13 protein-coding genes are annotated in these 13,336 nt (G+C 65.4%); 10 read left to right on the forward strand and 3 right to left on the reverse strand.

Going from position 1 to position 13,336, the window contains the following annotated elements; all coding sequences use genetic code 11:
- Positions 1-78: 78 nt before the first annotated feature.
- The 9 genes from rho (at position 79) to GGR43_RS15125 (ending at position 8,813) form a co-directional block, all read left to right on the forward strand.
- Positions 79-1,335 carry a transcription termination factor Rho gene (gene rho / locus GGR43_RS15085; RefSeq protein WP_188072819.1) on the forward strand — a complete coding sequence of 419 codons (1,257 nt, stop codon included), beginning with the start codon at positions 79-81 and terminating at the stop codon, positions 1,333-1,335.
- Positions 1,336-1,370: 35 nt separating this feature from the next.
- Positions 1,371-2,096 (forward strand): YjbE family putative metal transport protein, encoded by a 726-nt coding sequence (locus GGR43_RS15090; protein ID WP_188072820.1) that lies wholly within the window; start codon positions 1,371-1,373, stop codon positions 2,094-2,096.
- A gap of 46 nt (positions 2,097-2,142) precedes the next feature.
- Positions 2,143-2,403 (forward strand): DUF6489 family protein, encoded by a 261-nt coding sequence (locus GGR43_RS15095; RefSeq protein ID WP_188072821.1) that lies wholly within the window; start codon positions 2,143-2,145, stop codon positions 2,401-2,403.
- Positions 2,404-2,430: 27 nt separating this feature from the next.
- Positions 2,431-3,744 (forward strand): tRNA uridine-5-carboxymethylaminomethyl(34) synthesis GTPase MnmE, encoded by a 1,314-nt coding sequence (mnmE, locus tag GGR43_RS15100; protein ID WP_188072822.1) that lies wholly within the window; start codon positions 2,431-2,433, stop codon positions 3,742-3,744.
- A 151-nt stretch (positions 3,745-3,895) separates the two neighbouring features.
- Positions 3,896-5,749 carry a tRNA uridine-5-carboxymethylaminomethyl(34) synthesis enzyme MnmG gene (gene mnmG / locus GGR43_RS15105; RefSeq protein WP_188072823.1) on the forward strand — a complete coding sequence of 618 codons (1,854 nt, stop codon included), beginning with the start codon at positions 3,896-3,898 and terminating at the stop codon, positions 5,747-5,749.
- Complete coding sequence (gene rsmG / locus GGR43_RS15110; RefSeq protein ID WP_188072824.1) at positions 5,746-6,393, forward strand: 16S rRNA (guanine(527)-N(7))-methyltransferase RsmG; 648 nt, start codon at positions 5,746-5,748, stop codon at positions 6,391-6,393. Before mnmG ends, rsmG begins: the two co-directional genes overlap by 4 nt.
- The gene (locus tag GGR43_RS15115) at positions 6,390-7,169 is read left to right on the forward strand and encodes a ParA family protein (protein WP_188072825.1); all 780 of its coding nucleotides are present in this window, start codon (positions 6,390-6,392) and stop codon (positions 7,167-7,169) included. The genes rsmG and GGR43_RS15115 overlap by 4 nt, the downstream gene beginning before the upstream one ends.
- Positions 7,170-7,171: 2 nt before the next feature.
- Positions 7,172-8,176 (forward strand): ParB/RepB/Spo0J family partition protein, encoded by a 1,005-nt coding sequence (locus GGR43_RS15120; RefSeq protein ID WP_188072922.1) that lies wholly within the window; start codon positions 7,172-7,174, stop codon positions 8,174-8,176.
- A 52-nt stretch (positions 8,177-8,228) separates the two neighbouring features.
- Positions 8,229-8,813 (forward strand): nitroreductase family protein, encoded by a 585-nt coding sequence (locus GGR43_RS15125; protein WP_188072826.1) that lies wholly within the window; start codon positions 8,229-8,231, stop codon positions 8,811-8,813.
- A gap of 62 nt (positions 8,814-8,875) precedes the next feature.
- Here GGR43_RS15125 and gltX read toward each other — a convergent pair whose 3' ends face one another.
- Positions 8,876-10,243: a glutamate--tRNA ligase gene (gltX, locus tag GGR43_RS15130; protein ID WP_188072827.1), complete on the reverse strand. Its 1,368-nt coding sequence runs from the start codon at positions 10,241-10,243 to the stop codon at positions 8,876-8,878.
- Positions 10,240-11,910 (reverse strand): NAD+ synthase, encoded by a 1,671-nt coding sequence (locus GGR43_RS15135; protein WP_188072828.1) that lies wholly within the window; start codon positions 11,908-11,910, stop codon positions 10,240-10,242. The genes gltX and GGR43_RS15135 overlap by 4 nt, the downstream gene beginning before the upstream one ends.
- Positions 11,911-12,069: 159 nt before the next feature.
- Here GGR43_RS15135 and GGR43_RS15140 point away from each other — a divergent pair, with 159 nt between their 5' ends.
- Positions 12,070-13,005, forward strand: a complete 936-nt coding sequence (locus GGR43_RS15140) for a ribose-phosphate pyrophosphokinase (protein WP_188072829.1) — start codon at positions 12,070-12,072, stop codon at positions 13,003-13,005.
- Positions 13,006-13,051: 46 nt separating this feature from the next.
- On the opposite strand, the gene GGR43_RS15145 is transcribed toward GGR43_RS15140, so the two are convergent.
- The gene (locus tag GGR43_RS15145) at positions 13,052-13,294 is read right to left on the reverse strand and encodes a hypothetical protein (protein ID WP_188072830.1); all 243 of its coding nucleotides are present in this window, start codon (positions 13,292-13,294) and stop codon (positions 13,052-13,054) included.
- Positions 13,295-13,336: the final 42 nt, after the last annotated feature.

A 13,336-nucleotide genomic window follows, 5' to 3' on the forward strand; every position in this document is an offset into this window, starting at 1 on the left:
CATGGTCGTCCTTCCCATGATATCGTGCGGCCTTCTTTCCTATCGAAATCCACTCCATTCGCATCCCGGATTCTTCCCATGCACCTTAAAGACCTCAAGAAACACACGCCCGCCGAACTCGTCACCATGGCCGAAGAGCTGGGGGTCGAGGGCGCGTCCACGCTGCGCAAGCAGGACCTGATGTTCGCCATTCTGAAGGCCGAGGCCGAAAATGGCGAACAGATCATGGGCGTGGGCACGATCGAGGTGCTGCCGGACGGCTTCGGTTTCCTGCGTTCGCCGGAGGCGAACTTCCTCGCCGGGCCGGACGATATTTATGTATCGCCCAATCAAGTAAGGAAATATGGCCTCCGCACCGGCGACACGGTGGAAGGCGAGATCCGCGCCCCCAAGGATGGGGAGCGCTATTTTGCCCTCACAAGGCTTATCAGCGTCAATTTCGACGATCCGGAGGCCGTGCGCCACCGGGTCAATTTCGACAACCTGACGCCGCTCTATCCGACCGAGAAGCTGCGTCTCGACACGCTCGACCCGACGGTCAAGGACAAGTCGGCCCGCGTCATCGACATCATCTCGCCGCAGGGCAAGGGCCAGCGCGCGCTGATCGTCGCGCCGCCGCGCACCGGCAAGACGGTGCTGCTCCAGAATATCGCCAAGGCGATCACCGACAATCATCCCGAAGTGTTCCTGATCGTGCTGCTGATCGACGAGCGGCCGGAGGAAGTGACCGACATGCAGCGATCGGTGAAGGGCGAGGTCGTGTCCTCGACCTTTGACGAACCGGCCGCGCGTCACGTGCAAGTCGCTGAAATGGTTATCGAAAAGGCGAAGCGTCTGGTCGAGCACAAGAAGGATGTGGTGATCCTGCTCGACTCGATCACCCGTCTGGGCCGCGCCTACAACACCGTGGTGCCCTCGTCGGGCAAGGTGCTGACCGGCGGCGTCGACGCCAACGCGCTGCAACGGCCGAAGCGCTTCTTCGGCGCGGCGCGCAATATCGAGGAAGGCGGCTCGCTCTCCATCATCGCCACCGCGCTGATCGACACCGGCAGCCGCATGGACGAGGTGATCTTCGAGGAATTCAAGGGCACCGGCAATTCGGAAATCGTGCTCGATCGCAAGGTGGCCGACAAGCGCATCTTCCCGGCGCTGGATGTCGGCAAGTCGGGCACCCGCAAGGAAGAATTGCTGGTCGGCAAGGCCAATCTTTCCAAGATGTGGGTGCTGCGCCGCATCCTGATGCAGATGGGCACGGTCGATGCTATGGAATTCCTGCTCGACAAGATGAAGGATTCGAAGACCAACGAGGATTTCTTCGATTCCATGAACCAGTAGAGCGAAGTTCTTTTCCATCAGGGCGTTGATCACCCATGCTTGAAATATTGGCCTCCGTTGCCGCCACCGCCGCCGCGTCTTCCACGAATTTCGCGGATACCTGGACCCATATCGTGGCCGATTTTTCCAATATCGGTTCCCCCAGCGCGATGGCGGCCTTTGCGCAGGTGCTGATGATCGACATCCTGCTCGCTGGCGACAATGCGATCGTGGTCGGCGCGCTGGCGGCGGGCCTGCCGGATGCGCAGCGCAAGCGGGTCATCATGATCGGCATCCTCGCCGCGCTGGTGCTGCGCATCGGCTTTGCGCTGGTGGTCAGTGAGCTGATGCAGATCGTCGGTCTCATTCTCGCGGGCGGGTTGCTGCTGCTGTGGGTGAGCTGGAAAATGTATCGCGAGCTGCGCCATGACGCGGTCAATGCCGGGTCGCCGGAAATCGTCGGCGACGAAAGCAGCGGCCTGCGCCCGGCCAAGAGCTTCGCCAGCGCCGCCTGGTCGGTCGCGGTCGCGGACGTTTCGATGAGCCTCGACAATGTGCTGGCGGTCGCGGGCGCCGCGCGCGAACATCCCGGCATCCTGATCGTCGGCCTGATCCTCTCGGTCGCGCTGATGGGCGTCGCCGCCAATCTGATCGCCAAATATATCGAGCGTTATCGCTGGATCGCCTATCTCGGTCTGGTCGTCATTCTCTATGTCGCCGGGTCGATGATCTATGAGGGCATTGTCGACCATAATGTCGGCATCTTGACGCTGATCGGATAAGGGGGGACAGTCTCCCTTCCCGGCCACAGGACGAGTGAGCGACGCTATGCAGGTTACAGTGAATGTCGATTGCACGCCGGAGGAGGCGCGTAGCTTTCTCGGTCTGCCGGACCTCAGCCCCGTTCATGAGAAATATGTGGCCTCGCTGCTCGGCGCGATGGACGGCGCGGGCAGCCTGGAGCAGATGGAAAAGATGATGCGCGCCTTTGCCCCGATGGGCGATGCCGGGATGCGGCTGTTCCAGCAGATGATGGACATCGGCCTCAGCGGCGCGGCCGCGGCGACCGGCGGCAAGGGCAAGGGCTGAACCGCCTCCTGCCTTTCGCGGTCTGACATGGCGAGCGACACCATCTATGCGCTGTCGAGCGGGCGCCCGCCCGCCGGGATCGCGGTCATCAGGATCAGCGGGCCGGATGCCTTCGCGCTCACCGCACGCTTTCTGAAGGGCGGGCGCTTGCCGACGCCCCGTGCCGCTTCGTTGCGGACTCTCCATAACCCTGCCGACGGCGATGTGCTGGACCAGGCGGTGGTCCTGCTCTTTCCCGGCCCCGGCAGCGTCACCGGTGAGGATCTCGCCGAATGGCATTGCCATGGCGGGCAGGCGGTGATCCGTGCAGTGCTGGGCGCGCTGGAGGAGCAGGGGCGCGGCGGTGGCCTTGCGGTGCGCGAGGCGGTGGCGGGGGAGTTCACCCGGCGCGGCTTCGAAAACGGCCGCATGGACCTGAACGAGGCGGAGGGGCTGGCCGATCTTCTCGCCGCCGAAACCGAGAGCCAGCGCCGCGCCGCGATGATGATGGCGGACGGGCATTTTTCTCGGCGGCTGGAGGGCTGGCGATCCCGCCTGCTCGCCTGTTCGGCGCAGGTGGAATCACTGCTCGACTTTTCCGACGAGGATGACGTGCCCGACAGCGGCATGGAGCGCGCATTGGCCGACGCGTTGGCGGCGCTGCGCGAGGATATGGCCGCCCAGCTGGCCGCGCCCTCGGCGGAACGGCTGCGGGACGGCATTCATCTGGTGCTGGCAGGGCCGCCCAATGCGGGCAAGTCGACCTTGCTCAACGCGCTGGCCGGTCGCGAGGCGGCGATCGTTTCCGACATTGCCGGGACGACGCGCGACCGGATCGAGGTGCCGGTCAATCTCGGCGGCGTGGCGTTCGTCCTCACCGACACGGCGGGGCTGGCCGATCGCAGCGAGGACCGCATCGAGCTGATCGGCATCGACCGCGCGCGGCAGGCAATCGAGGCGGCGGATATCCTGCTCTGGCTGGGCGAGGCCAACGTCTGTCCGCGCGCCGATGCCATTCGGGTTGCCGCGCAAAAGGATCGCACGGGCTGGAGGATGCCTGCGGGCGTCGATATTGCGGTTTCGGCGCTGACCGGTGAGAATATATATGCGCTGGTGCAGATGATTCTCGACCGGGCGAAAAGCTTTCTTCCGACCGAGGGAAGCTATGCGCTGCACGAGCGGCAGCGCAAGGCCGTGGCCGCGATGGTCGAGGCGCTGACCGCCGCGCAGGTGAACTCCGACCTGCTGATCGTCGCGGAATATCTGCGGCTGGCGCGCGAGGAGATGGACCGCCTGATCGGTCGCAGCGGTGTGGAGGATATGCTGGACAGCCTCTTCTCCCGCTTCTGCATCGGCAAATAGCGGGCGTCTGTTTCACGTGAAACAGGACGGCGCATAAGCGGCTTTGACGACCGCGCCGGGCCGGTCTAGAGGCTGGAGGCCGAGCGGGCTTTTGGCTTGGCCGCTTCGATTGCGGCGGTCGTCCGTCGGGCAATATCTTGAGGATTTCAGCATGAGCCGGGATTTCGATGTGATAGTCGTGGGTGGAGGCCATGCCGGCGCCGAGGCGGCGGCGGCGGCCGCGCGCAAGGGCGCGCGCACCGCGCTCGTCACCTTCGATCCGGCTGTGATTGGCGCGATGTCCTGCAACCCGGCGATCGGCGGATTGGGCAAGGGACATCTGGTGCGCGAGGTGGACGCGTTTGACGGCATCCTCGCGCGCGCGGCCGATGCGGCGGCGATCCATCACCGCATGCTCAACGCCAGCAAGGGCCGCGCGGTGCAGGGGCCGCGCATCCAGGCCGACCGCGCGCTGTTCCGTACCTCGGTACAGCGGCAGATCGCCGCCCAGCGCGACCTTGCCGTTCTGGCGGGCGAGGTGGCGGATCTTCGCACCGGCCCCTCCGGCGAGGTGACGGGCGTCGAGCTTTTGGATGGCTCGGTATTGGGTGCGCGGGCGGTGGTGCTGGCGACCGGCACCTTCCTCGGCGGCAAGCTGTTCCGGGGTGAGGAGGTGTCCGTCGGCGGCCGGGTGGAGGAGCGCGCGGCAACGCGGCTGGGCGAAAGATTGCGCGCGCTGGGCCTGCCGCTCGCCCGCTTGAAGACCGGCACCCCGCCGCGGCTGGATGGGCGGACGATCGACTGGGCGATATTGGAGGAGCAGCCTTCCGATACCGACGAATGGACGATGGGCGCGATGGCTGGTGGCCGTCTGTTGCCGCAATTGTCCTGCGCGATCACCCGCACCAATGACGATACCCATGCGATCATCCGCTCCGGTCTCGATCGTTCGCCGTTGTTCAGCGGCGCGATCGAAGGCAGGGGGCCGCGCTATTGCCCGTCGATCGAGGACAAGATTTTCCGTTTCGGCGACCGGGACGGGCATCAGGTTTTTCTGGAGCCGGAAGGACTGGACAGCCCGCTCGTCTATCCGAACGGGATCAGCACCTCCTTGCCGGTCGATGTGCAATGGGCGATGGTGCGTTCGATGCGCGGGCTGGAGCAGGTCGAGATGACGGTGCCCGGCTATGCGGTCGAGTATGATTATGTCGATCCGCGCGCGCTCGGCCGCACCCTGGGGCTGCTGGCGATGCCGGGCCTCTATTGCGCGGGACAGATCAACGGAACCACCGGCTATGAGGAAGCGTCGGCGCAGGGGCTGGTGGCGGGCGCGAATGCGGCCGCCCATGCGCTGGAGCAGGAGCCGCTGATGCTGGACCGGACCGACAGCTATATCGGCGTGATGATCGACGACCTGATCCTGCACGGAGTGACGGAGCCCTATCGCATGTTGACCGCGCGTGCCGAATATCGCCTTCGCCTGCGCGCGGACAATGCAACGACGCGCCTTACCGGCATCGCCATCAGCCATGGCCTTGTCGGCGAGGAGCGGCGAAGCTGGTATGAATTCCGCGAGCGTACCCGTAGCGCGGCGATGGAGGAATTGAGGGCGGAGAGGTCCCCCGCCGAACTCGCGCGTCATGGCATGATGGTGCGGCAGGACGGCGCGCGGCGCAGTCTGTTCGAATGGGCCCGCTTCCCGGAGGTGGGGGACGCGATCGTCGAGCTGGCGCCCTTGCTCGCGACGATCGAATCGGACCTGCGCGAGGAGATATTGGAGGACGCCCATTATGCGCCCTATCTGGAGCGGCAGGCGGCGGAGATAGAGGAATTGCGGCGCAATGAAGCGATACGGATTCCGGCCGCAATGGACTATGACGGAGTAGGGGGATTGTCGCTCGAAATGCGGGAACGGTTGAAGGCGGCGCGTCCGGAAACGCTCGCCGCCGCCTCTCGCGTCGCGGGGATAACCCCGGCGGCGCTGGCGGCGATACTCGTCCATTTGCGGCGGCAGGCGGCGGCATGACCGAGGACGAGGCGCGGCGGTGGCTGGAACGCAGCTTTCCTGTTTCACGTGAAACATGGGACCGGCTGGAGCGCTATGCGGCGCTGCTGCTGGCCGGGATGAAGGAGCAGAATCTGATCGCGGAATCGACCCGCGACCATATATGGGCGCGGCATATCGTCGACAGCGCGCAGCTCATTCCGCTCGTGCCGCCAGCGGCGGAGGATGATCTGTGGATCGATCTGGGTGCGGGCGCAGGCCTGCCCGGCATCGTCGTCGCGATCCTCAGTGGCTATCGCGTGATGATGATCGAGATGCGCCGCAAGCGGGTCCAGTTTCTGGAACAGGTGATCGACGCGCTCGGCTTGACCAACGCCTCGGTTTTCGCGGGCAAGGTCGAGCGCGCCGCGACGTCGGCTCCGCCCCCCGCTGCCGTCATCAGTGCGCGCGCCTATGCGCCGATGGAAAGATTGATCGCATCCGCGCTTCCACTGGCCGGAAAGAACACGGTCTGGGTCTTGCCAAAAGGGCAAAATTTTCAAAATGAGTTGGATATCGCCCAATCGCTGTGGCAGAGTGACGCGCGGGTCGAACCGAGCCTGACTGCGCCGGAAAGCGCGATCCTGGTTCTGAAAAATGTACGAAAAAGGGGTGGTAAAGCATGATACGCATCGCGATTGCCAACCAGAAGGGCGGCGTTGGCAAGACGACGACGGCCATCAATCTGGCGACGGCTCTGGCGGCGACGGGGCAGCGTACCCTGCTTATCGATCTGGATCCGCAAGGCAATGCCTCGACCGGCCTCGGCATCGACCATGCCGCGCGCGACTATTCCAGCTATGACCTGCTGATCGGCGCCGCACCCTTGTCGGATGCGGTATTGCACACCAAGGTGCCGAAGCTCGATATCGTCCCCGCGACGCAGGATCTTTCCGGCGCGGAGATAGAACTGATCGAGGTGGCCGAGCGCACCCATCGGCTCAAGCGCAGCCTCGATGAAAGCGCGGCCCGCTGGGATATCTGCCTGATCGATTGCCCACCCTCGCTCGGCCTGCTGACGGTCAACGCGCTGGTCGCCGCGCAATCGCTGCTGGTGCCGCTGCAATGCGAATTCTTCGCGCTGGAGGGGCTGTCGCAACTGCTCACCACGGTGGAGCGGATTCAGGGCCGGTTCAATCCCACCCTTTCGATCATGGGCGTGGCGCTCACCATGTATGACCGCCGCAACCGGCTGACCGATCAGGTCGCCGACGATGTACGCGCCTGCCTGGGGCGGATCGTGTTCGACACGGTGATCCCCCGCAATGTGCGCCTGTCCGAAGCGCCGAGCCATGGCCTGCCCGCGCTGATCTACGACCATCGCTGCGTCGGATCGGAGGCCTATATGCAATTGGCGCGGGAATTGATCGATCGTCTGCCGCGACCGGACATGGCCGCATGACGATGAAGGAAGAAGGCGAGAGCGCGGTGAGCGAGACGACGGATGGCGCGAACGAACGGGAAGAGCGGGCGGTGCGGCCGCAGCGTCGCGCCCATGGGCTGGGCCGGGGCCTTTCGGCGCTGCTGGGCGAAAGCCTGAAGGAAGAGCCGGTCGCGCGCGCCGATGGAACGCCGGGCGAGACCGCGTCGGCGGCCAATGGCCGGTCGGTGCAGCATATCGATATTTCCACTATCTATCCGCACCCGGATCAGCCCCGCAAGCAGTTCGACGAGACGGCGTTGCAGGAACTGGCGGACAGCATCGCCGAGCGCGGCGTGATCCAGCCGATCATCGTCCGCGCGCTGGCGCGGGGCGGTTATCAGATCGTCGCGGGCGAGCGGCGCTGGCGCGCGGCGCAGCGGGCACGGCTGCACCAGATTCCCGCGATCGTCCGCGACTTCACCGATGCCGAGACGATGGAAATCGCGCTCATCGAGAATGTGCAGCGGCAGGATCTCAACCCGGTCGAGGAGGCGGAGGCCTATTCCCGCCTGATCGCGCAGTTCGGCCATAGCCAGGAGGTGCTCGGCAAGCTGGTGGGCAAGTCGCGCAGCCATGTCGCCAACATGATGCGTCTGCTCGACCTGCCCGGCACCGTGCTGGACGTGGTGCGGGAGGGGAGGCTCTCCATGGGCCATGCCCGCGCGCTGATCGGGGTGGAGGATGCGCCGCAACTCGCGCAACGCATCATCGACAAGGGGCTTTCGGTGCGCCAGACCGAGAAGCTGGCGCAACAGGCGAAGGGCAAGACCGGCAAGGCCGCATCCTCGCCCCGTAGCCAGCGGTCGCGCGCCGAGGCGCAGCCCGATGCCGACATTCAGGCGCTGGAGCAGCATCTGGCCGATATGCTCGGCCTCAAGGTGACGATCGATCATGGCGACAATGGCGCGGGCACGCTGACCTTGCGCTATTCGACCCTCGATCAGCTCGATATGTTGTGCCAGCGGCTGTCCGGCGAACTGATCTAGGTTTCGGCTGCCCGTCCATCCCGATCTGGCCCGGCCAGAGGAGTTATTCGACATGACAGAGCGCGTCGCCGATCATGAGATCCTGCCGATCTTCATCGAGCGCTGGTCGCCGCGCGCCTTCGATCCCCGCCCGATCGAAAGGGAGCTTCTGCTGTCCGTGTTCGAGGCCGCCCGCTGGGCGCCTTCCAGCCTGAACATCCAGCCCTGGCGTTTCGCCTATGCGTTGCGTCAGGACGATTGCTGGGACGATTATGTCTCCGCGCTGATGCCCGGCAACCAGCTCTGGGCGAAGAACGCCTCGGCACTGATATTTGTACTGTCCGATACAATGATGGAATATAGGGGCGAGTTGCGCCCGTCCCATAGCCACAGCTTTGACGCGGGCGCGGCGTGGATGGCGCTGGCGTTGCAGGCGGCCAGTCGCGGATTGATAACGCATGGCATGGCCGGGGTGGACTTCGACCGCGCCCGCGCCATCGTCAAGGCGCCGGAGCATTTTCGCATGGAGGCGGCTGTCGCGCTGGGTTATCCCGGCCGGAAATCCGACTTGCCGGAGGAATTGCGGCAGCGCGAAACGCCCAGTTCCCGCCGCCCGATAGAGCAGAGCATTTTCCACGGCGTGATGACCGAAGGCTGAGGCGCTCCAGAGGCGCGCAGCCCGTTGCGCGCCCGCTTCTTCCGCGTTTCCGGCCTCTGAGCCTATCCGGCGATTGCCGCCCGCAGGCGCTCAATCGCCCGCTCGCGTCCGATCAGCGGCAGAAGCTGCTTCATGTCCGGCCCATGATCAAAGCCCGTCAGCGCGCGGCGGAGGGGCAGGAACAGCGCCTTTCCCTTGCGGCCGCTTTCCTGCTTGAGGGCGTCGGTCAGCTTCTGCCAGATTGCCTCGTCAAAGACCTGCATTTCCGCAAGCGCGAGCGCGCAGGCGAGGAAATCCCTATCCTCCGCCTCTGTGGGAACGGGGGCGATCGGCCCGGTGACCACGCGCCACCAGTCGGCGGCCTGGGAAACCGTCTCGATATTGGGTCGGATGGCCAGCCATGCCGCCTCGTCCATCCCGCCGGGCAGGCGAGACTGGACGGCAGCGAAATCGAGCTGGTGGACGATCTTCTGGTTGAGCAGCGCCAGTTCCTGCTCGTCGAACCGCGCGGGCGCGCGGCCGAAATGGGCGAAGTCGAAACTCTCCACCAGCGGCGCTGCATCCGTCACCGCGATCACCGGATCGCTGGTGCCGATCCGCGCCAGCAGCGCGATCAGGCTGATCGGCTCGATCCCGCTGTCGCGAAAGGCGGAGATGCCGAGCGAGCCCAGGCGCTTGGACAATTTCCCCTCGCTGCCGGTCAGCAACGCCTCATGCGCGAAGGCCGGAGGCTGCGCGCCGAGTGCAGTGAACATCTGCAACTGCGTCGCGGTGTTGGAGACATGGTCTTCCCCGCGCACGACATGGGTGATGCCCATTTCCATATCGTCGATTACAGAAGGCAGCATGTAGAGCCAGCTGCCGTCCGCGCGGCGCACCACCGGATCGGACAACAGCGCGGGGTCGAAATGCTGTTCGCCCCGCACCAGATCGGTCCAGCCGATCAGGCTGTCATGATCGAGCCGGAAGCGCCAATGCGGTTTCACGCCGTCCGCCTCCAGCGCGGCCTTCTCCGCCTCGGAAAGGCGCAGCGCGGCGCGGTCGTAGACCGGCGGCAGGCCCCGGCCCAGCTGCACCTTGCGCTTCAGGTCCAACTCCTGCGCCGTCTCGTAGCAGGGATAGAGCCGCCCCGCCGCGACCAGCTCCGCGAAACGCGCTTCATAGAGGGCGAAGCGATCCGATTGCTTCACCTCGCCATCGGGGTGAAGGCCCAACCAGGCCAGATCGGCGCGGATGCCCTCGGCATATTCCGCTGTCGACCGCTCCGCGTCGGTGTCGTCCATGCGCAGCAGGAACCGGCCGCCATGGCGCCGCGCCCATAGCCAGTTGTGCAGCGCGGTGCGCAGATTGCCGACATGCAGCTGCCCCGTGGGCGAGGGCGCGAAACGGGTGACGACGGAGGCGACTGGGGGAAGGGAAGGGCTGGTCATGAGGTTCGGAAGGCGTTGGTGATCGGATAGCGGCGGTCGCGGCCGAAATTGCGGCTGCCCAGCTTCACGCCCGGCGGCGACTGGCGCCTTTTATATTCGGCGATGTAGAGCAGCCGCTCGATCCGCGCGACGACATCCCGCTCGAAGCCGCGCGCGACCAGCTCATCGACGGAAAGCTCGCTTTCGACCAGACCGTGCAGGATCGGGTCGAGCACCTCATAGGGCGGCAGGCTGTCCTCGTCCTTCTGGTTCTCGCGCAGCTCGGCGGTGGGCGGCTTAGTGATGACGCGCTCCGGCATCACCGGGCCGTCGGGGCCGAGGCCGAGCGCGGGCTTCGCCTCGTTGCGCCAGCGGGACAGGTCGAACACCGTGGTCTTGTAGGCGTCCTTCAGCACCGAATAGCCGCCCGCCATGTCGCCATAGATGGTCGCATAGCCAACCGACATCTCGCTTTTGTTGCCGGTGGTCAGCAGCATATGGCCGAATTTGTTGCTGATCGCCATCAGCGTGACACCGCGAATGCGCGACTGGATATTCTCCTCGGTGATGTCGCGTCCGCGCTCTGTGAAGATCTCGGCCAGCATGGTGTCGAACGCGCCGACCGCCGGTTCGATCGCCACCGTATCGAGACGCACGCCCAGCATGCGCGCGCAGGCTTCGGCATCCTCCAGGCTTTCCTCGCTGGTGAAGCGCGACGGCATCATCACGCACCACACCTTGTCCGCGCCCAGCGCGTCGACCGCGACGGCGGCGGACAGGGCGCTGTCGATGCCACCCGACAGGCCCAGCACCACGCCGGGAAAGCGGTTGCGCTCCACATAGTCGCGCAGCCCGACCACCATCGCGCTGTAGACGTCCTCAGGATAGGGGGCTAGCGGGGCGAGGGCGCCGGGCGTGCAGCGCCAGCGGCCGTCCTCCTGCTTCTCCCAATGGGTGAGGCGCAGCTCCTCGCGCCAGTCGGCCAACTGATGGACTAGCACGCCGTCGCCGTTCATCACGAAGGAGGCGCCGTCGAAGGCCAGTTCGTCCTGCCCCCCGATGCGGTTGAGATAGGCGACGGGCAGCCCGGTTTCCCGCACCCGCGCGGCGCAGACCTGCGCGATGCGCCGCTCGTCCTTGTCGATCTCATAGGGGCTGCCATTGGGCGTCAGCAGGATTTCCGCGCCCTGGCTCGCCAGATGGGCGCAGACGAACGGATACCAGATATCCTCGCAGATCGGCACGCCGATCTTCACGCCGCGAAAGTCGATCGGGTCGGGCAGCGGGCCGGGCGCGAACAGGCGCTTCTCATCGAAGGTGCCGTAATTGGGCAGTTCCCGCTTCAGCCGCACCGCCTTGATCTCGCCTTCGTCCAGCAGCGCGACGGCGTTGAACAATATGCCGCGATTGGCGATCACCGTGCCGACCAGCATCGCCGGGCCGCCATCCTTGGTGGCGTCGGCGAGGCGCAGCAATTCCTGCCCCGCCCGCTCGACCAGCGCGGGCTTCAGCACCAGATCCTCGGGCGGATAGCCGATCAGCTGCAATTCGGGAAAGACGATGAGGTCGGCCTGCCCCGCTTTTTCGCGCCAGCGCAGCATCGCGTCGGCATTGCCCGCAAGGTCGCCGACCGCCTGCGTCGTCTGGGCCAATGCTATGGTGAGAGCCGTGGAGAAGGACTGGGTCATCCGCAGGCTGGTAGAATATTTTCGGTCCGCGCAAAAGCTTTCTTGGCGGGTTCAGGCCGATGCGAGGGAAGATTCGGCCAAAAGCGTTGCACTTTGCGCCATGAACGCTAAAGGGACGCCCATATCCGGCGTCACTGAAGCGGTACAAAGGGCATTTTCATGAAATTGATGACTGGCAACAGCAACCTGCCTTTGGCCAGGGCGATCGCTGAATATCTGGAAATGCCGCTGACCAATGCCAGCGTGCGCCGCTTTGCCGACGAGGAGGTGTTCGTCGAGGTGCATGAGAATGTGCGCGGCGAGGACGTGTTCCTGATCCAGTCGACGAGCTATCCGACCAACGACAATCTGATGGAACTGTTGATCTGCATCGACGCGCTGAAACGCGCCTCGGCCAAGCGGATCACTGCGGTGCTGCCCTATTTCGGCTATGCCCGGCAGGATCGCAAGCCCGGCCCGCGCACGCCGATCTCGGCCAAGCTGGTGGCGAACCTGATCACCGTCGCGGGCGCCGACCGCGTGCTCTGCGTCGATCTGCATGCCGGGCAGATCCAGGGCTTTTTCGACATTCCGACCGATAATCTGTTCGCTGCGCCGGTGATGTCGGCCGATATCCAGGCGCGCTTCGGCGATCGCAACATGATGGTGGTGTCGCCCGACGTCGGCGGCGTGGTGCGCGCGCGGGCGCTGGCCAAGCGGCTCGACAACGCGCCGCTCGCCATCGTCGACAAGCGTCGCGAGCGGGCCGGCGAATCCGAGGTGATGAACATCATCGGCGATGTGAAGGGGCGCTTTTGCATCCTGATCGACGATATCGTCGATTCGGCGGGCACGCTGTGCAACGCCGCCGCCGCGCTGCGGGAAGCGGGCGCGGAAGAGGTGGTCGCCTATGTCACCCACGGCGTGCTGTCGGGCGGGGCGGTGGCGCGGGTCGAGGCGTCGCAGCTCAAGGAACTGGTCATCACCGATTCCATCCTCGGCACCGACGCGGTGCAGGCGGCGGAGAAGATCCGCCATCTGCCGATCTCGCCGCTGCTGGGCGAGGCGATCAAGCGCATCGCCGACGAAAGCTCGGTTTCCAGCCTGTTCGACTGACGGGATCGCTCCGATGTTCCACGTGGAACATCGGGCGGCGAGAGACTCAGCCTGCCGGGATCAGCGCGAGCGGCAGCGTTAGCAACAGCGCAAGGCAGGCCATCGCCCGCATGCGTCCCGTAAGCCAATCGGCCAGCGTCGGAATGCGCCAGAGCACCGGGCAGGTCAGCAGGCTTGCGCCCAGCAGCATCAGCGCCAGATTTCCGGCGACGGGCGAGGGCAGGTCGTGCTGCGCGGCGAGCCCGCCCAGAAATGTGCCGATCGCGATGATCCAGCTTAGCGCCGTCATGGTCCCATTCCCCTTCCGCTTGGAAGAACGGCCGGAAAGCGC

Origin of the sequence: Sphingobium jiangsuense, from assembly GCF_014196495.1 — a bacterium.
GTDB lineage: Bacteria > Pseudomonadota > Alphaproteobacteria > Sphingomonadales > Sphingomonadaceae > Sphingobium > Sphingobium jiangsuense.